This is a genomic window from Pseudoflavonifractor sp. HNCC25GI2, assembly GCF_058136395.1.
Genome location: NZ_JBYUOW010000001.1, coordinates 336,228 through 354,012, shown reverse-complemented (window position 1 = coordinate 354,012; position 17,785 = coordinate 336,228). Strand labels below are relative to the sequence as shown.

Below are 17,785 nucleotides of genomic sequence, written 5' to 3'. Positions count from 1 at the left end.
CCGGAGAGGACTATGATTGACCAGACCATTCTAGACTGGCTCCGGACCATTACCCAGGAGGAGCATGCCATTCTGAACGGTGACGCCTCCGTGGATTGGGGGCTCTATATTGAGCAGAGCGGCAACATCATTAACGCCAAAAAGCTGCTGGACAGCGGAAAGCTCATCACCATCCGCCCCCATACCCGTTTCATCCACTTTCCGCCCCACACCCATGACTACGTGGAGCTGGTGTATATGTGCCAGGGGAGCACCACCCACATCGCCAACGGCACCCGGATTGAGCTCCGGCAGGGGGAGCTGCTGTTCTTTGGCCAGGGGGCCAGCCAGGAGATCCTGCCCGCGGGGGAGGAGGACCTGGCGGTCAACTTCATCATCCAGCCCCCTTTTTTTGACCGGGCGCTGGAGATGATGGACGAGGAGGAGACCCCCCTGCGCAAATTCATTGTGGACAGCCTGAACCGGCAGAACTCCAACTATCTGTACTTCAAGGTGGCCGATGTGCTGCCCGTTCAGAATCTGGTGGAAAATCTCCTGTGGACCCTCATCCAGAACGTGCCCAACAAGCGCAATCTGAACCAGACCACCATGGGCCTTCTGCTGATGCAGCTGATGAACCACACCGACTGCCTCATCTATGAGCGGGAGGAGGACGAGGCCCTGGTGCGGGTGCTGCGGTACATTGAGGAGAACTACCGGGACGGCAGCCTCACCGAGCTGGCGGAGCTGATGCACTACGACCTGGCCTGGCTCTCCCGGCAGATCAAGCGCCGGACGGGCAAGTCCTATACGGAGCACCTCCAGGAAAAGCGGATGAGCCAGGCCGCCTATCTGCTGAAAAACACGGCCATGCATGTGGACCGCATCGGCGAGGCGGTGGGGTACAGCAACCTGCGGTATTTCCACCAGCTGTTCCGCCAGCGGTACGGGCTCTCCCCCAAAAAGTATCGGGACAGCGCGCGGTGACCGGACCCCGGCGTTACAGTCCGGCCAACAGCTCCTCCACCCGCAGGCAGCGGTTGGAAAAGCGGCGGCGCAGGTCCTCCACGGCGTTTTCCATGATGTAGGGGGCACCTACTACCTCCAGCATGGGAAGGTCGTTGTAGTTGTCTCCGATGGCCATGACCTCAGAGAGGGTGACCCCTGTGGCGGCACATAGAGCGCGGATGCCTGTCCCCTTGTCCGCCAGGGTGAAGTCCAGCCACTTTTCCCCGGCCACCGCCACCTGGAAATGGGTGCGCCACTTGGGTGCCAGCAGAGGTTCCACGGCCAGAGCGCCCTGGCGGCAGTAAGCGGATACCTTGACCATGTCCTCCGGAATCTCCTCCGGGCGGCGGGACTCCACCACATGGTTGCCCACAAAATACCGGACGTGGTCCACCACGTCCTGCTCTTTCGGGCACAGATAGCTGGTATTCACGCCGGACACCAGCACCTCGCACTGGTCCACCGCCAGAATATCCCGGCACAGCTCCTCGGCCAGGGTGCGGTCCATGGACGTCTTGGCCAGAAGGGGACCGGGATTGCCCGGGCCGAAGACCACCGCTCCGTTTTCACACACATAGTAGAGCTGATCCGCCACTGGCTTGAACAGACGCCGCAGGCTGCTGTACTGCCGCCCGCTGGCGGGACAAAAGCGGATTCCCTTGGCAGCCAGCCGGTCAATCTCCGCAAAGACACGGGGATCGATCTCCGTCTGATCCCCGTGGAGCAGGGTGCCGTCAATATCACTTGCAATCAGTCGAATCATAGATGTGCTGCTTCCTCCAATTCCGGACACTGCGCCAACAGCTGGGACAGTGTCTCCAGATTCCAGTCTCCCTCGCCGGCCTGGGCCGCCGGGCCCATGGCGGCAGCGGGCATTCCCGCCGCGTGAATGGCCTGCACGCCGGCGGAGGCATCGTCCACTCCCATACAGTCTGTGGGCTCCAGGCCCAGGGACTGCGCCGCCTTCAAAAATACCTCCGGGTCAGGCTTGGAGCGGGTGACGTTGTTTCCGTCCGCCCCGCCGTCCAAGAGAAGACCCAGCCCGGTTTTCTCCAGAATGAGGGGGGCGTTTTTGCTGGCGGAGGCCAGACCAAGCCGGTAGCCCCGCTCCCGCAGGGCGGTGAGCACCACCACCGTCTCCTCCGGTAGGTCCGCCGGGGTCAGGTCCCGGAGCATGGCGCGGTAGTGATTGTTTTTTTCCTCCGCCAGGCGGAGCTTTTCCTCCGGGGAGTAGGACCGGGGGCTGCGCTCCAGCACAATTTCCAGGCTGTCCATGCGGGACACCCCGCGGCACCGGTCCCCCTGGGCCTGGTCAAAGGGGATGCCCAGCCGGTCGGCCAGGGCCTTCCAGGCCTGAAAATGAAATTGCTCCGTGGACAGGAGCACCCCGTCCAGGTCAAACAAAATTCCCTTGATCATGAAGCTGCCTCCTCAGTGACAGGTATCCTGAAATTCCGACGGGCTCATGCCCACCACTTTCTTGAAGGTGGAGGAGAAGTAGGTGATGTCCCGGTAGCCCACCTGCTCAGCGATCTCATAGACCTTCAGCCGGCAGTCCCGCAGCAGCTCCATGGCCTTGTGGATGCGGTAACGGGTGAGGTAATTCAAAATGGTGTAGTCCGTCTCTTTGCGGAACAGATGGCTCAGATGGCTCTCACTGAGCCCCAGGTGCTGGGCAATGGCGCTGACGGAGATGTTCTGATCCCCGTAGTGCTCCCCGATGTAGTCCATGGCCTGGAGGACATACTTGCTCTTGTCCCCCTTCTTAAGCCCGGGCAGGGCGGGCTCCTGCAGCCGCTGCCCGGCCTCCATGCGGCGGCGCAGGTTGGTCACGGCCTGCTCCAACTCCCCGTCGTGGAAGGGCTTGAGCAGGAAGTCCACCGCCCCCAGGCGCAGGGCGCTCTGGGCGTAGGAGAAGCTGTCGTAGGCAGTGAGAATGATGACGTAGGCCTGATTGCCCCGCTCCCGCAGCTGTTCCAGCATCTGAATGCCGTCCATTTTGGGCATTTTCAGATCGGTGATGATGAGGGAGGGGTGGTAGCGCTCCACCGCCTCCAGCGCCTCTTCGCCGTCGGCAGCCTCGCCCACCACCACACAGTCCAGGGCGGCCCAGTCCACGGCAAGAACGATGCCCTTGCGGATCATCTCCTCGTCCTCTACGACCAGTACCTTCAGCATGGGTCCTCCTCCTTTCGAAGCGGCAGAGTAGCCGTCACTTCCGTGCCCGGCCCGTCCCGCCGGCGGTCCAGATAAAGCCCGTAATCCGGGCCATAGTGCTTTTTCAGAATGGTGTCCACGTTGTAGAGCCCCAGATGGCTCCGTCCGGCGGGCTCGCTGCTCCGCACATAGGGCCCCACCAGCTCTGGGGGCAGGCCCCGGCCGTTGTCTGTGACGGAGATGCGCAGGGTATTGCCCTCCAAAGCCCGCACCTGAACCCGAACCACGCCGTCCTCCACGCCGTCCAGACCGTGGAGGACGGCGTTTTCCACAATGGGCTGGAGAATCATCTTGGGCACCAGGCAGTCCTCCAGATCCGGGGGCAAATCCACCTCAAACCGGCACCGGGCGGACAGGCGGATGGACTGGATCTCCATGTAACGGCGGAGAATTTCCACCTCCCGGCGCAGTGGAACGAACTCATCGGGGGAGATGCAGAAGCGGAGAATGTCCGCCAGGTCAGTGGACATGAGGGCCACCTGGGGCACCTGATTGATTTTGCTGATCCACTTCATGGTGTCCAGGGTGTTGCACAGGAAGTGGGGATTGAGCTGGGCCTGGAGCATGCGGATCTGGGCCTCGTTGAGCTCCCGCTGGTTTTCCACCAGCTGCTCCTGGTTTCGCTTGAGGGCGGCCACCATGCCGTTGAAGCGCTGAGCCAGCTGGCCCAGCTCATCGTTCTGGCCGGGGGGCACGTATACGTTCAGGTTGTTCTGAACCACCTGGCCGATGGCCCCGTGCAGCCGCTGAATGGGGCGGAACATCTGCCGACTCAGGCGCAGACTCATAAGAATGGAGAGGGCCACGCACACCAGGGCGCTGCCGCCGGTGACGGTGGTCAGCAGCCGCCGGGTGTCCGGCGTCAGGGACTGGGGCCGCTGGAGCACCACATAGAGCCCCAGTTCCTCCTGAAAGGCCACCCCGTAGGAAAAGCCGTCCCCCGCCTGGCTCAGGGAGGTGCCGGAGAGCAGATGCTCCCGCAGCAGGGGGGCCAGGTCGTCGGCCAGGGAGGTCCGGGAGGCATACACCGGCCGCCAATAGGAGTTAAGGAGGAGCAGATTGCTCTGGCTGCCGTACTGGCCCTCCAGAAGGCGGCTGAAGTCCCCGCGGGTCATGGTGATGACCAGATAGCCCGCGGTCTTGCCCTCATCGTCGGAGATCTGGGCGGCGCCCTGAAAGAGCACGGATGCGTTTCCCTCCCCGCCGTCCACTTGGGAGAAGGCCAGCCCCCGAGTCTGCCGGGCGGCGTAAAGCACCCCCCAGTTGGGGGAGAGGGGGGTCTCCAGAGGGGTGCTGCCGGTGGAGTAGAGGCTGGTGCCCTGACTGTCGCACAGGTCAAAGCGGGCGGCAGAGCGGCTGCCCTCGGTGGCGCCGTACAGCTCGCTGTATACCATGCCGCTGGCCTCCTGCCCGCTGGCCAGGGCGGGAGCCACATAGGGACTGGCCTGCAGGGCCAGGGCAGTCTGGCGGAAGCCCGCATACAGGCCGTTCAGGCTGGCCGTCACCCGGTTCAGCTGCCCGCGGCTCTCCTCGTCCGCCTGGCTGTCCAGCCGCAGGCGGAACACCTGCAGCAGCATGGCCGAACACAGCAGCACCGGCACCAGAGAGGCCACCAGAAAGCCCACAAAGAGCCGGGTGCGGAAGGAGTGCGTCAGCTTCTTCACGGCTCCTCACCCCCTCCGAAATAAAAGGCCCAGGACATGAGAATCTTATTGTGGTTTTCACTGGTCCAGGAGATGTCATAGTCCACCAGGGGGATATTCTCCATCGGCTGGAGTGTGGGGGCGAGATCCTGGATCCTGCGGATGGGGCGGCGGGAGAAGGAGGTCTCCATCTGCCGCTGCACGTCCAGGCCGGAGATGAAATCCAGAAACAGCTGGGCGTTTTCCTCGTGGGCCGCCCCCTTTACCAGAGCGCCCCCGTCGGGAACGCAGCTGGTTCCGTCGCTGGGGTAGACGATGCCCAGTTCGGCCCCATCCGCCACCCGTTTCAGGGCAGTCTCCTCCAGAGTAATACCCACCAGGTCCGTCCCGTCGGCCACGGAGTCCAGCACCTGGCCGGAGCTGTCCAGCTGCCGGCCGTCCAGGCTGACGGCAAAGTTTTTCAGCGTCTCGTCCACATCTCCGCCCACGGCCCGCAGCAGGGTCACAAGGCCGGTGAAGGAGGAGCCGGAGACGCTGGGGTCACAGAAGGCGATGCGGCCCTGAAAGGCGGGGGAAAAGAGGTCGCTCCAGGCGGTGAGCCGTCCGGGGGAGACCAGCTTGGTGTTGTAGATGAGCACCACCGGCAGGGCGGAGAAGGGAGTCCAGAGGCCGATGGGGGAGCGCATCTCCGGGTCCAGCAGCTCCCAGTCCTGGCAGAAGTAGGGGGTGAAGCAGTCGGCATAGGCCTCCAGGCTGTCCACGCCGCCTCCGAACATCACGTCGGCCTGAGGGTGCTCGCTCTCCTGCACCAGGCGGTCCAGAAGCTCGTTGGTGCCGCCCACCACCAGCTCCACCCAGATCCCCGTGCGTTCCTCAAACTCCTTGATAATGGGGCGGTATACCTCCTCCTTGTGGGAGGTGTAAATCACCAGGCGGTGCTCCTCGTCGGGGGCGAAGCGGGAGGCCGCCTGCTCCTCATCCCGGGCCGCGCAGCCCGTCAGGGCCAGAACGGCGGCCAGCAGCAGACAGAAGAGCCTGGACGCTCTGCGCACAGCCATGGTTGTTCCTCCTCTCGTCGCCCCAGGGGCTTGTTGATTTTCTCCAATTATAGCATAAGAGGTGTGGGCGGTTCACCCATATTTCACAATTTCGCAGTCTGACTCAAAAAACCACAGTTTTGTCCCCTGTTCAGCAGACCCTTCCCATCATACAATAAAAATGACCAGAGCGATTGGCTGATCCAATGCTCGTTTTCGTGAATTGTGATAAAGGAGGATATGAAATGATGAAACGATTGCTCTCTCTGCTTCTGGCCGCTTCCCTGTCCCTGGCGCTTGTGGCCTGCGGAAACACCAGCACCCCGTCCGGCGGCAGCTCCGCGTCCGGCTCCGGCGGCGACGCCAGCGGCGGTACCCCCGCTAACCTGACCGAGACCCAGAAGATCATCCAGGAGGCCCAGGGCATGACCCTGGAGGAGCTGGCCAAGAAGGCCATCGAGGAATCCAACGGCAAGATGTTCTACGGCGTGGGCAACTCCAGCCGCGGCAAGAGCGCCCTGCCCCTGTTCATCGAGTACCTGCAGACCATCGACCCCAATTATACCATGGAGTTTGAGTGGCAGCAGCCCAAAAACAACAAGATTTTTGATCAGCTCACCGCCGACTCCCTGAAGGACACCGGCACCTTCGCCATGACCCTCATTCAGGACGGCAACCAGATTGAGTCCAAGATGGTCCAGACCGGTATCCTGGACACCTTCATCCCCAAGGACTGGGCCGAGGCCAACGGCACCACCGCCGAGGAGTACGAAGGCTATCTGCCCCTCCAGACCCTGAACAAGATCTTCATGTATAACAACACCGGCTCCAAGACCTATGACAACTGCTGGGACTTCGTGGCCGAGGGCGAGCATGGCCTGTTCATGGACATCGACTCCGAGATCGTGGGCAAGAACTTCCTGTATATGCTGACCCGTGACGACTACTCCGCCATGCTGAAGGAGGCCTTTGAGGCCCTCAGCGCCGAGGAGCAGGCCTACTTCCAGCCCACCATCGACGAGATGGCCTCCGAGGCCGAGAGCCTGGGCCTGGGCGAGAACGGCAAGTACGCCCTGGCTTGGATCAAGCTGTGGGTGGGCAGCTACAACGCCCAGACCGACGACGGCCCCATCTGCAACACCCTGGTTGACAAGTCCGCCACCGACCAGTTTGGTCTCATCGTTTACTCCAAGCTGCGTTCCGTGGAGGAGTCCGCCTCCGTCTCCAAGAACAACATCAACGTGGCCGCTTACAACGACGGCTACACCGGTATGGGCGGCTTCGGCTACTGCCACTACCTGTTCGTCACCGACAACAGCCCCCTGCCCTGGACCGCCTGCGCCTTCATCGCCTACATGACCTGCACCGCCGACGGCTTCTCCGCCTGGGGCAAGGACATTGGCGGTTACTCCTCCAACCCCAACGTGGCTGCTGAGAACGAGGAGATCTATCACCACCAGACCGGCGGCATGGCCGAGGACGGCACCACCGTGGAGTTTGCCGCGCTGAACGACCACGGCTACGACTGGTGGGTGAACGACGGCAAGCTGGTGCTGGAGGATCCCGAGTACTGCGCCTCCGTCTCCTTCACCGTGGGCAGCTGGATCGAGATGCTGGACAAGTACAGCGCCGGCTGATTCGTCTCCAGCCCAAAGCCGCTTTGACCTTGGGACGCTGCTGAACGTTCATGAACCCTGAATGCTGACAGGGCGCCCTTGGAGCACCGTTCCCGTCTCCAAGGGCGCCCCTTTATTCCCGACGAGAGGAGTACCGCTATGAACCAATCAACCGCCCTGCGCCCCAGCCGGTCCGGGATTGTGTGGAACAAGATAAAAACCTTTCTCTCCAAGCCCCACAATGTGATTCTGCTGCTCATGGGCATCGTGGTCACCATCACCACCATCGCCCCGGTGGTGGCCATTGTGGAGGACACCTTCAAAATCCACCCCGGCACCATTGACGCCCATCTCACCGGCCAGGTCAGCGGCTACACCCTGGTCAACTACATTGACCTCTTTACCAGCAGCCTGGCCAAAACAAACCTCTGGACCCCCCTGCTGAATACCGTCTACCTGGCCGTAGGCACCTGCGTGGTGTCCATCCTGTTCGGCGGCTTGTTCGCCTTCCTGGTCACCCGCACCAACCTGGCCTGGCGGAAGTACCTCAGCTCTATCTTCATCTTCCCCTACATCATGCCCCAGTGGACCCTGGCCGTGGTGTGGCAGAACATGTTTAACTCCAACGCCGTCACCGGCACGTCCAACGGCCTGCTGGCCGCCACCCTGGGCATCAACATGCCCATCTGGTGGTGCAAGGGCCTGTTCCCCAGCCTGGTGGTGCTGGGCCTTCACTACGCCCCCTTCGCCTACATCCTCATCGGCGGCATCTTCCGCAATATGGATGCCAACCTGGAGGAGGCGGCCACCATTCTGGACACCCCCAAGTGGAAGACCATGTTTAAAATCACCCTGCCCATGGTCAAGCCCGCCATCCTGTCCACCATCCTGCTGGTCTTCGGCAGCTCCATGGGCTCTTACCCGGTGCCCCACTACCTGGGTCTCACCACCCTGTCCACCAAGTACGTGTCCATGAACTCCAAGTACACCGGCGAGGCCAGCATCCTGGCCATCATCATGATGATCTTCGGCGTGGCCATCATGCTGCTCAACCAGATGTCCCTCCACAGCCGGAAGAACTACACCACCGTCACCGGCAAGTCCGGTCAGATCTCCAAAATCAACCTGGGCCGGGTGGGGAAATATGTCATCGCCCTGGTGCTGGTCATTGTCACCTTCTTCACCAGCATTTTCCCCATCGTCTCCTTTGCCTTCGAAACCTTCCTGCCCAACCCCGGCGACTACTCCTTCCTTTACACCGGGGATACGGATAACCTCACCACCAAGTGGTGGACCACCGATGAGAACATCACCGAAAACGGTATGTACGGCCAGAAGGGTATCCTCCACAACGAGACCATCTGGAACGCCTTCAAGGGCACCATCCTGGTCAGCGTGGCCTGCTCCCTGCTGGCGGGCACCATCGGCACCCTCATCGGCTACGCAGTGGCCAAAAACAGGCGAAGTAAGGGGGCAAACTACGTAAACTCCATGGCCTTCCTTCCGTATCTCATGCCCTCCATCGCTGTGGGCGCCGCCTTCTTTGTGTTGTTCTCCAACGAACACGTCAACCTGTTCAACACTTATACGCTGCTTATTATTGCGGGCACCATCAAGTACATCCCCTTTGCCAGCCGCAGCTCCCTCAACTCCATGCTCCAGCTCTCCGGCGAGATCGAGGAGGCGGCCATCATCCAGGACATCCCCTGGATCAAGCGGATGACCCGCATTATCATCCCCATCCAGAAATCGTCCATCATCAGCGGCTACATGCTGCCCTTCATGACCTGCCTGCGTGAGCTGTCCCTGTTCATGCTGCTGTGTACCCAGGGCTTCATCCTGTCCACCACCCTGGACTACTTCGATGAGATGGGCCTGTACGCCTTCTCCAGCGGCATCAACCTGATTCTGATCGTCACCATTCTGGTGTGCAACACCGTCGTCAACAAGGTCACCGGGGCCAGCCTGGATAAGGGAATAGGAGGTTAAAACCATGCCTGAAATCAGATTAGAACATGTGACCAAGCGCTGGGGCAAATTCTACGCCGTGGATGACCTGGACCTGGTCATTGAAGACAACGCCTTTGTCACCCTGCTGGGCCCCTCCGGCTGCGGCAAGACCACCACTCTGCGCATGATCGCCGGCCTGGAGACTCCCACCTCCGGACGGATTACCATCGGGGACCAGGTGGTCTTCGACAGTGAGCTGGGCATCAACGTCCCTGCCAACAAGCGTAAGGTGGGCTTCCTCTTCCAGAACTACGCCCTGTGGCCCAACATGACCGTCTATGAGAACATCTCCTTCGGTCTGAAGAACATCAAGGAGCCCCTGCCCAAGATTGACTTTGAGGCCAAGAACGCCGCTCGCCTGGCGGAGATTCTCAAGCAGCCGGGCGAGGTGGTGAAGGTGCTGGAGGAGTGCCGGGACAAGAACGGCAAGCTGGACGAGAAGAAGGCCCAGCTGAAGCTCATTGACGCCTTTACCATCTCCCTCTACACCGCCAAGCAGCTCTTCTCCTACCACCTGGAGAAGAAGCCCGACCTGTCGGGCACCATCTCCTCCCTCCAGGCCAAGGCGGATGCCGCCCGGAAGGCGGCTGCCTCCGCCGGCGGGGAGCTGGACGAGGAGTTCCGGCTGGTGAAGGGCGGCCAGGTGGTCACCGAGACCCGGAAGCTCACCAAGGAGGAGATTGACCTCACCGTCCGCCGGGTGTCCCGCATCGTGAAGATCGGCATGTTCATGGACCGCTACCCCGCCGAGCTCTCCGGCGGCCAGCAGCAGCGCGTGGCCATCGCCCGCACCCTGGCCCCCGAGCCCTCCGTACTGTTCATGGATGAGCCCCTCTCCAACCTGGACGCCAAGCTGCGCCTGGAGATGCGCTACGAGCTGCAGCGCCTCCACGTGGAGACCGGATCCACCTTCGTCTACGTCACCCACGACCAGATGGAGGCCATGACCCTGGCCACCCAGATCTGCCTCATTGAAAACGGCGTCCTCCAGCAGTACGACGCCCCCCTCACCGTCTACAACCGGCCCAACAACCTCTTTGTGGCCGACTTTGTGGGCAACCCCTCCATCAACTTTGTGGAGGCCAAGGGAGCCCAGAAGGCCGGCGGCGCTCTGGAGCTCACCCTGTTCCAGGGCCGGAAGGCCACCTTCCGTCCCGCCGCTCCCCTGGACCTGAACGCCTGGTTCCAGAGCCGGGACAAGGCGGCGGAGGACAAGGCGGCGGCGCTGAAGGCCAAGGCCTCGGAGAAGGGCTATGTGGAGAAGGGCAACAAGGACGAAGTGTTCCGGTACCACATCGCCAAGGTGGTGGAGGACGACTACTCCCTCCAGGAGGAGCCCGTCATCACCAACGAGGACTTTGTGCTGGGCATCCGCCCGGAGGCCGTGGACATTGTGGACGGCGGCAACCTGGAAGGTGAAATTTACGGCGCCATGCCCACCGGTATGGAGTCCACTATCAAGGTGCGGGTGGACGACTTCCTGCTCACCGGTGTGGTCTTCGGCAGCACCCTCTTCACTATCGGCTCCAAGATCCATGTGGACATCTCCGGAGAGAACGTCATGCTCTTTGACCGGAAGAGCGGTCAGCGCATTGCGGTGGGCTCTCTGGAGCTCTGAGCCCTCTGACCTTAAACTGAAAAAGTAAAAAAGCAAAGCAAACGGCTGCCACTGGGCAGCCGTTTGTTTTATAATGGGAACAACATAATTCAGACACAAGTGTGGGGTATGCTGTGAGTGAAAGGAGGGAGAGGGCTATGGAGCGGGTGCTGCTGGTGGAGGATGAGAAGCGGATCCGGGACATTGTCCGGGACTACTTTGCCGCCCACGGTCTGGAGTGCGACCTGGCCCGGGATGGGGAGGAGGCCCTGGACCTTCTCCTGGACCACGACTACGACGCCATTTTGCTGGATGTGCTCATGCCCCGGCTGGATGGCTTTGGAGTGTGCCGGGCGGTGCGGGAAAAGAGCGCCGTGCCCATTTTGTTTCTCACCGCTCTGGGGGGCGAGGAGGAGATGCTCCGGGGCTACGCCATGGGCTGCGACGACTATGTGACCAAGCCCTTCTCCCTGGCGGTGCTGCTGGCCAAGACCCGGGCCCTCATCCGCCGGAGCCGGGGCGGCACGGAGGTGCTCATCTGCGGGGCCATCTCGTTGGACACCGCGGGGCGGAGCTGCACCGCGGCGGGCCGGGTGGTCAAGCTGTCCCCCCGGGAATATGACCTGCTGCTGTGCCTCATGCGCAACCGGGGGCAGGTGCTCACCCGGGCACAGCTTCTGGACAAGGTGTGGGGGCTGGACTTCGAGGGGGACGACCGGGCGGTGGATGTGCGCATCCGCAGCCTGCGGGCCGCCCTGGGGCAGGCCGGCGGGCAAATCAAGACGGTGTTCAAGGCGGGCTATCGGCTGGAGGAGGTGTAACCCGTGAAAAAGGAGAAGGCAAGGCCCCTGCGTTGGCGGCTGATGGTGCCCCTGACGGTGACCTTTGTCCTCTTGTGGCTAGGGGTGGTGGCCATGCTGTTCAGCGGTTCCCAGCAGGAGGCGGAGAGCCGGGTGAATATGGCACGGCAGAGGGCTCAGGACGACCTGGAGAAGGACTGGCAGGCCTATGAGGAGAACCGGGCGAGAGGCTCGGAGGACGCAGGCAGTGTCCTACGGGAGTGGCTGAGCAGTAAGACCACGGGGACGATTCTAAGCAATATGGACGGCGGGCTGGCCATGCTGGCCCGGGATGAGGACACCGGGGAGGTGTTCCGCAGCCAGCTCACCTGGGGGTACGGACATGAGGAGGGAATCGATCAGGGCCAGCGGTGGTATCTGACCTTTGACCAGGGGCTGGACCGGGAGGGACAGTTGGCCTTTGCCCAGTGGCTTATGGACCGCCGAGATGGATGGGCCTATGCCCTCTACCCCTATGATGAGGAGATGGGCGGGCAGCCTCCTTATGACGGCACTTGGGCCAGGGTAACAGGTGTTGAGGAGCCTGGGCACACCCTGGCGGTGCAGAAGATCGAGCTGGTCCACCCGGACGGCACCGAGGAGGTCATGGTGGAGACCAATACCCCGGGGGAGGACTCCATTACTCTGGAGCTGAAGTATCTGCAGGTACACAGCGTCCTTTTCACCTCCTGGAGCAGTGACGGAAAAAACGGCTACACCGACATGGAGCGGCGGCTGGACAACTACCTGGAGGCCCAGGCCATTCTGGATCGAGTTTTGGCGGGGGAGGAGAGAGCTGTGCTCCATAGAGGGGGCTTTGCCTCGGGGGGGCGCGATTCCAGCAGCTATATGCTACGCTATGTGGCCGGCCAGTACCAGACCGCCCCCTATGTCCTGCGGACCAACTGGGGGACCTATCTGACCCTGCTGGTCATTACCGCCCTGGCCGCCCTCATCCTCTCGGCCAAGCTGTCCAAAAAAGTAACCCAGCCCACGGAGGAGCTGTGCCGTCAGACGGAGGAAGGCCGCTGCCGGGCGGATGGGCCGGTGAAGGAGCTCAACACCCTGGCCGCCGCCTTCAACGCCGCCCAGGATAAGCTGGAGGGCCAGCTGGAGCGGGAGCGGGACTTCACCCGATCGGCGGCCCACGAGCTGAAAACGCCCCTGGCGGTGCTCCGGGCCCACGCCGAGTCTCTGCGGGAGGACATTGATCCGCAGAAACGGGGGGAGTACCTGGACGTGGTGCTGGAGGAGAGCGACCGCATGGCCGCCCTGGTGGGCAGCCTGCTGGAGCTGAGCCGCCTGGAGGCGGGGGTGCCCCTCAATGTTGAAGTGCTGGAGCTGTCCGCCCTGGCGGAGGAGGCCTTTGACCGCCTGGCCCTGCCCCTGGAGCAGAAGCACATCGCCCTCTCCCAGACCCTGGAGGAGACCTGGCTGGCGGGAGACCGGGAGAAGCTGCGGGAGATCCTGGACAATCTGGCCTCCAACGCCCTGCGCCACTGCAAACCCGGGGGGACCATCCGGGTGGAGCTGAGAAAAGAGGAGGGCCTTGCCCGCCTGACTGTGGAGAACGAGGGAGAGCCCATCCCGGAGGAGGACCTGCCCCAGCTGTGGGAGCCCTTCTACCGGGGAGACAAGTCCCGGAACCGGGACAGCGGCGGCACCGGCCTGGGTCTGACCATTGTCCGGGCGGCGGTGTTGGCCCACGGCGGAAGCTGCGGCGCGGAGAACCGCTCAAGCGGCCCGGCCTTCTGGATCACATTGCCCCTGGACACTTGATATAAACAAAAAAACAGCGCGAACCGGAAGGTTCGCGCTGCTTTTTTCTTGTGGAAAGAACTCAGGCTTCTGAGTCGGCGTAGGCGGCAAATTCCTCTGCCTGGGGGTCGGTAAAGACCTTGGCAAAGACCTGGGCGTCCATAGTCTCGTGGTCCAACAGATAGCGGGCGGTGAGCTCCAGCTGACTGCGGCAGCGGGTGAGGATTTCCTCGCAGCGGTGATAGGCGCCGTCCACAATGGACTTGACCTCCTGGTCAATCTGGCCGGCCACCTCTTCGGAGTAGCTGCGGGCCTGGGCCATGGAGCGGCCGATAAAAATCTCGTCGCTCTCGTTGCCGTAGGCGATGGTGCCCAGTTTCTCGCTCATGCCGTACTTGGTGACCATGTTCCGGGCAATCTGGGAGGCCTTCTGGATGTCGCTGGAGGCGCCGGTGGAGATATCCCCCAGAATGAGCTGCTCGGCCACCCGGCCGCCCAGACACACGGCAATGCGCTCCTCCAGCTCCTTCCGGGACAGGTAGGCCTTGTCCTCGCTGGGCAGGGAGATGGTCATGCCGCCCGCAGGGCCCCGGGGGATGATGGTGATCTGATGAACCGGGTCCTGAGAGGGCAGTTCGTGGATGACCACGGCGTGGCCCGCCTCGTGGTAGGCGGTGAGCTTCTTTGCGTGCTCGGTGACCACACGGCTCTTCTTTTCCGGGCCTGCGATGACCTTCATCATAGCCTCGTGGAGGTCCTCCATGGTGATGAACCGCTTGTCTGCCCGGGCAGCCAGCAGAGAGGCCTCATTGAGCAGGTTTTCCAGGTCGGCGCCGGTGAAGCCGGCGGTGGACTGGGCGATCTCCCGCAGGGACACATCCTCAGCCAAAGGCTTCTTTTTGGCGTGGACTTTGAGGATCTCCTCCCGGCCCTTGATGTCGGGCAGGCCCACATAAATCTGGCGGTCGAAGCGTCCGGGACGCAGCAGAGCGGGGTCCAGGATATCCTGGCGGTTGGTGGCGGCCAGAACAATGACGCCCTCGTTGGAGCCAAAGCCGTCCATCTCCACCAGCAGCTGGTTCAGGGTCTGCTCACGCTCGTCGTGACCGCCGCCCAGGCCGGCGCCGCGCTGGCGGCCGACGGCGTCAATCTCGTCGATGAAGACAATGGCCGGGGCCTCCTTCTTGGCCTGGTCAAAGAGGTCACGGACCCGGCTGGCACCCACGCCCACATAGAGCTCCACAAAGTCAGAGCCCGAGATGGACAGGAAGTGAACGCCCGCCTCGCCGGCCACTGCCTTGGCGATGAGAGTCTTACCGGTGCCCGGAGGGCCAACCAGCAGCACGCCCTTGGGGATGCGGGCGCCCAGGGCGGTAAATTTCTGGGGGTCCCGGAGGAACTGGACAATCTCCTGCAGCTCCTCCTTCTCCTCCTCAGCGCCTGCCACATCGTCAAAGGTGACCCGTTTGCCCTGGTCGGCCAGGGTGCGGGTGCGGGCGTGGCCAAAGCGGGAGGCACCGGGAGCGCCGCCTCCTCCGCCGCCCATGGCGGCCCGCTGGCGGTACATAAGGTACATGAAGAAGCCCACCAGCGCCAGCCCGATGAGGTAGGGCAGGTAGTTATACCACCAGGAGCTCTCCACCCCCGGGGGCAGGTCGTAGCTCAGGAGGCCGGCCTCCATCTGCTCCTCCCACAGCTGGTGCAGGTCCTGGTAGAGCCAGTCGGGGCGGGCCACCTGATAGGTGACGGTGGAGGTCTTGCCGTCCTCCTCCCGCAGGGTGAGGGTGAGGGTGTTGTCCTCCAGCTCGAAGTAGGACACCTTCTCCTGCACGAAGAGGGCGCGGATGTCGCTGTAAGTGGGGCCGTCGGCCTGGTTCATCTGCTGGAGGGAGGTGACGGCAAAGAGCATCAGCACAATCACCAGCAGATAGAGGGTCAGGTCCCGTGGGCTGAATCGTTTCATAGGAGTTCATCCTTTCCGGCGGCAGGGTAGCCCGGGGGAGGATCCGCCAATCGTCCCCCGTCAGGGTCCAGCCGGCTCAGCCGCCGTAGACCTGGGGCTTGAGAATGCCGATATAGGGCAGGTTGCGGTACTGTTCCGCGTAGTCCAAACCGTAACCAACCACGAAAGCGTCGGGGATGGTGAAGCCGCAGTAGTGGAGCTCCACCGGCTTGGTCCGCCGGTCCGGCTTGTCCAGCAGGGTGCACAGACGGATGGAGGCGGGGTGGCGGTGCTCCAGAATTTTCAGCAGGTAGCTCAGGGTGTTGCCGCTGTCCAGAATGTCCTCCACCACGATGATGTGGCGGCCGGAGATGTCCTCGGACAGGTCCTTGGTGATCTGCACCTGGCCGCTGGAGGAGGTGCCCTTCCCGTAGGAGGAGACAGCCATAAAGTCCAGGGTGCAGGGCAGGTCGATGGCACGGCACAGGTCGGCCATAAAGATGAAAGAGCCCCGCAGCACGCTGATGAGCATGATCTCCTTTCCGGCGTAATCCCGCTCGATTTCACGGGCAATCTCCTGTACCCGGGTCTTCAGCTGCTCTTCGCTGAACAGTACTTCCTGGATGTCCTTCTCTAGCATGATTCTGCTTCCTTTCCAGATGATAATTCCGTCCCGTCCCCGGTGGACCGGGTCAGGAGGGGGGTGATAATGATATGCCAGGCGGCCTGCCCCTCCCGGGGAAGAAAGGCCGCGTCAGGGCCCAGACCGGCGGCGGCGGCCACCTGACCGTCCCAGTCCAGAACGGGCAGGCAGTCCCGGCGGGACTGGGGTATTTTTTCGTCAATGAACCACTTTTTCAGAGTTTTCTCCGGGCGACCCCATAGCCTGAGCCGGTCGCCGGTGCGCCGGGGGCGGAGGGTTACCGCCTCTCCAGGCCGGGCGTCCAGCCAGAAGTCGAAGGGCCCCTGGCGCTGTCCTGCGTAGACGGCAGGAAAGCAGCGCACCAGAAAGGGGGGCACCTGGGTCTCCCCGGGCAGGGCCAGGGGGACGGGCTCCAGAACCTGGGGCGTGGTGTCCCGGGTGAGGACCAAGAGGTCGTATTCCCGCCGGGCCGCAAGACCGTAGGGCAGGCTCAGCCGGGCGGAGGGGTCCTCACTGCGGCACAGCCGCACCAGACTCTCCAGATGGGCTGCCCCGCAGTCCTGGTCGCCCCCGTTGAGGGCGCCGATGAGCTGCCGCACCGCCCGGACGGCCACAGGGCCGGGGGCGTCGGCAATGAGCCGGGCGGAAAGGGAGAGCCCCTGGGGCAGAACCTGGGCCAGGGAGGAGAGAGCTTCGGCCTGTTCCTCCAACAGCGCCTCGTCGGCCCGCAGCCGGCCCGCACAGCCGGCCAGCCGGGCAGAAAAGCCGGGGAACAGGTCCTCCAGCACGGGTACCACCTGGTGGCGGATGCGGTTTCGGGCGTAGGCGTCATCGGCGTTGGAGGAGTCCTCCCGCCAGGGCAGGCCGTAGTAGCGCAGGTATTCCTCAATCTCCCGGCGCTGGGTGGACAGCAGAGGACGGATCAGGTCGCCCCGCACGGGGGCGATGCCCGTCAATCCCCGCAGGCCGGAGCCCCGGGCCAGGTGAAAGAGAATGGTTTCACTGTTGTCGTCGGCGGTGTGAGCGGTGGCGATGAGGGTAGCTCCCGCCTCCCGGGCCGCCTGACGGAGAAAGGCGTAGCGCATGTCCCGGGCAGTCTCTTCAATGCCTTTTCCCAGCAGGGCGGCCTGGGAGGCCACGTCCCCGCTGCCGGAGAACAGGGGAACAGCGGGGAGCACCCGCCCGTCGGGCAGGCGGTCCGGGCCGCAGCATTCCGAGACAAACTGCTCCACAAACCGGGCGTCCCGGTCCGCCTCCTCCCCACGAAGCTGGTGGTTATAGTGGGCGGCGGCCAGGGAGAACCCCAGCCTGGGACGCAGGTGATAGAGGGCGTGGAGCAGGCACACGGAGTCCGCTCCGCCGGACACGGCGCACAGCACCGTGCAGCCCTTGGGGAGCATCCCATGCTCCCGGATCAGCGCTTCCATGGATTCCAGCATGGTACCTCCCAAATGGAAAACAGGTTGAGGGAGCGAAAGCGCACCCGTCCCTGCCGA

The 17,785-nt window shown here is 63.0% G+C and carries 14 protein-coding genes; 6 read left to right on the top strand and 8 right to left on the bottom strand.

All coding sequences use genetic code 11. The annotated features are described in order from the left end of the window. Positions 1-12 precede the first annotated feature (12 nt). Positions 13-966: an AraC family transcriptional regulator gene (locus tag AC3YUO_RS01635; RefSeq protein ID WP_489961296.1), complete on the top strand. Its 954-nt coding sequence runs from the start codon at positions 13-15 to the stop codon at positions 964-966. 13 nt (positions 967-979) lie between these two features. Here AC3YUO_RS01635 and AC3YUO_RS01630 read toward each other — a convergent pair whose 3' ends face one another. The 5 genes from AC3YUO_RS01630 to AC3YUO_RS01610 are packed head-to-tail and all read right to left on the bottom strand — an operon-like array spanning position 980 to position 5,905. Then, positions 980-1,750 (bottom strand): HAD family hydrolase, encoded by a 771-nt coding sequence (locus AC3YUO_RS01630; RefSeq protein ID WP_489961295.1) that lies wholly within the window; start codon positions 1,748-1,750, stop codon positions 980-982. Further along, entirely contained in the window at positions 1,747-2,406 is a 660-nt protein-coding gene (gene pgmB, locus AC3YUO_RS01625; protein ID WP_489961294.1) for a beta-phosphoglucomutase, read from the bottom strand. Before pgmB ends, AC3YUO_RS01630 begins: the two co-directional genes overlap by 4 nt. Positions 2,407-2,418: 12 nt before the next feature. Further along, complete coding sequence (locus AC3YUO_RS01620; RefSeq protein ID WP_489961293.1) at positions 2,419-3,165, bottom strand: response regulator transcription factor; 747 nt, start codon at positions 3,163-3,165, stop codon at positions 2,419-2,421. Next, the gene (locus AC3YUO_RS01615) at positions 3,159-4,868 is read right to left on the bottom strand and encodes a sensor histidine kinase (RefSeq protein WP_489961292.1); all 1,710 of its coding nucleotides are present in this window, start codon (positions 4,866-4,868) and stop codon (positions 3,159-3,161) included. Before AC3YUO_RS01615 ends, AC3YUO_RS01620 begins: the two co-directional genes overlap by 7 nt. Then, positions 4,865-5,905, bottom strand: coding sequence for an ABC transporter substrate-binding protein (locus AC3YUO_RS01610; protein ID WP_489961291.1), 1,041 nt, complete (start codon positions 5,903-5,905; stop codon positions 4,865-4,867). Before AC3YUO_RS01610 ends, AC3YUO_RS01615 begins: the two co-directional genes overlap by 4 nt. A 224-nt stretch (positions 5,906-6,129) precedes the next feature. On the opposite strand from AC3YUO_RS01610, the gene AC3YUO_RS01605 reads away from it, so the two are divergent. The 5 genes from AC3YUO_RS01605 (at position 6,130) to AC3YUO_RS01585 (ending at position 13,725) form a co-directional block, all read left to right on the top strand. Then, positions 6,130-7,521, top strand: coding sequence for a hypothetical protein (locus tag AC3YUO_RS01605; RefSeq protein ID WP_489961290.1), 1,392 nt, complete (start codon positions 6,130-6,132; stop codon positions 7,519-7,521). A 138-nt stretch (positions 7,522-7,659) separates the two neighbouring features. Beyond that, positions 7,660-9,489, top strand: coding sequence for an ABC transporter permease (locus AC3YUO_RS01600; protein WP_489961289.1), 1,830 nt, complete (start codon positions 7,660-7,662; stop codon positions 9,487-9,489). A gap of 4 nt (positions 9,490-9,493) precedes the next feature. Then, positions 9,494-11,128, top strand: coding sequence for an ABC transporter ATP-binding protein (locus AC3YUO_RS01595; RefSeq protein ID WP_489961288.1), 1,635 nt, complete (start codon positions 9,494-9,496; stop codon positions 11,126-11,128). Positions 11,129-11,265: 137 nt separating this feature from the next. Beyond that, a complete protein-coding gene (locus tag AC3YUO_RS01590; RefSeq protein ID WP_489961287.1) occupies positions 11,266-11,928 on the top strand; it encodes a response regulator transcription factor in 663 nt (220 codons plus the stop codon). A 3-nt stretch (positions 11,929-11,931) separates the two neighbouring features. Then, positions 11,932-13,725: a sensor histidine kinase gene (locus AC3YUO_RS01585; RefSeq protein WP_489961286.1), complete on the top strand. Its 1,794-nt coding sequence runs from the start codon at positions 11,932-11,934 to the stop codon at positions 13,723-13,725. A gap of 61 nt (positions 13,726-13,786) precedes the next feature. Here the strand turns inward: AC3YUO_RS01585 and ftsH are convergent, their stop codons facing one another. From ftsH to tilS, 3 genes are all read right to left on the bottom strand, one after another. Beyond that, entirely contained in the window at positions 13,787-15,667 is a 1,881-nt protein-coding gene (gene ftsH, locus AC3YUO_RS01580) for an ATP-dependent zinc metalloprotease FtsH (protein ID WP_489961285.1), read from the bottom strand. Positions 15,668-15,743: 76 nt separating this feature from the next. Then, complete coding sequence (gene hpt, locus AC3YUO_RS01575) at positions 15,744-16,286, bottom strand: hypoxanthine phosphoribosyltransferase (protein ID WP_489961284.1); 543 nt, start codon at positions 16,284-16,286, stop codon at positions 15,744-15,746. Further along, positions 16,280-17,728, bottom strand: coding sequence for a tRNA lysidine(34) synthetase TilS (gene tilS / locus AC3YUO_RS01570; RefSeq protein WP_489961283.1), 1,449 nt, complete (start codon positions 17,726-17,728; stop codon positions 16,280-16,282). Before tilS ends, hpt begins: the two co-directional genes overlap by 7 nt. Positions 17,729-17,785 lie beyond the last annotated feature (57 nt).

Excerpts from the sequence above, each read along its gene's own strand:
- AC3YUO_RS01605 (WP_489961290.1), top strand. The coding sequence starts at position 6,130 with ATGATGAAACGATTGCTCTCTCTGCTTCTGGCCGCTTCCCTGTCCCTG.
- AC3YUO_RS01610 (WP_489961291.1), bottom strand. The coding sequence starts at position 5,905 with ATGGCTGTGCGCAGAGCGTCCAGGCTCTTCTGTCTGCTGCTGGCCGCC.
- AC3YUO_RS01635 (WP_489961296.1), top strand. The coding sequence starts at position 13 with ATGATTGACCAGACCATTCTAGACTGGCTCCGGACCATTACCCAGGAG.
- tilS (WP_489961283.1), bottom strand. The coding sequence starts at position 17,728 with ATGCTGGAATCCATGGAAGCGCTGATCCGGGAGCATGGGATGCTCCCC.
- pgmB (WP_489961294.1), bottom strand. The coding sequence starts at position 2,406 with ATGATCAAGGGAATTTTGTTTGACCTGGACGGGGTGCTCCTGTCCACG.
- AC3YUO_RS01595 (WP_489961288.1), top strand. The coding sequence starts at position 9,494 with ATGCCTGAAATCAGATTAGAACATGTGACCAAGCGCTGGGGCAAATTC.
- AC3YUO_RS01630 (WP_489961295.1), bottom strand. The coding sequence starts at position 1,750 with ATGATTCGACTGATTGCAAGTGATATTGACGGCACCCTGCTCCACGGG.
- AC3YUO_RS01600 (WP_489961289.1), top strand. The coding sequence starts at position 7,660 with ATGAACCAATCAACCGCCCTGCGCCCCAGCCGGTCCGGGATTGTGTGG.
- AC3YUO_RS01620 (WP_489961293.1), bottom strand. The coding sequence starts at position 3,165 with ATGCTGAAGGTACTGGTCGTAGAGGACGAGGAGATGATCCGCAAGGGC.
- ftsH (WP_489961285.1), bottom strand. The coding sequence starts at position 15,667 with ATGAAACGATTCAGCCCACGGGACCTGACCCTCTATCTGCTGGTGATT.
- AC3YUO_RS01590 (WP_489961287.1), top strand. The coding sequence starts at position 11,266 with ATGGAGCGGGTGCTGCTGGTGGAGGATGAGAAGCGGATCCGGGACATT.
- hpt (WP_489961284.1), bottom strand. The coding sequence starts at position 16,286 with ATGCTAGAGAAGGACATCCAGGAAGTACTGTTCAGCGAAGAGCAGCTG.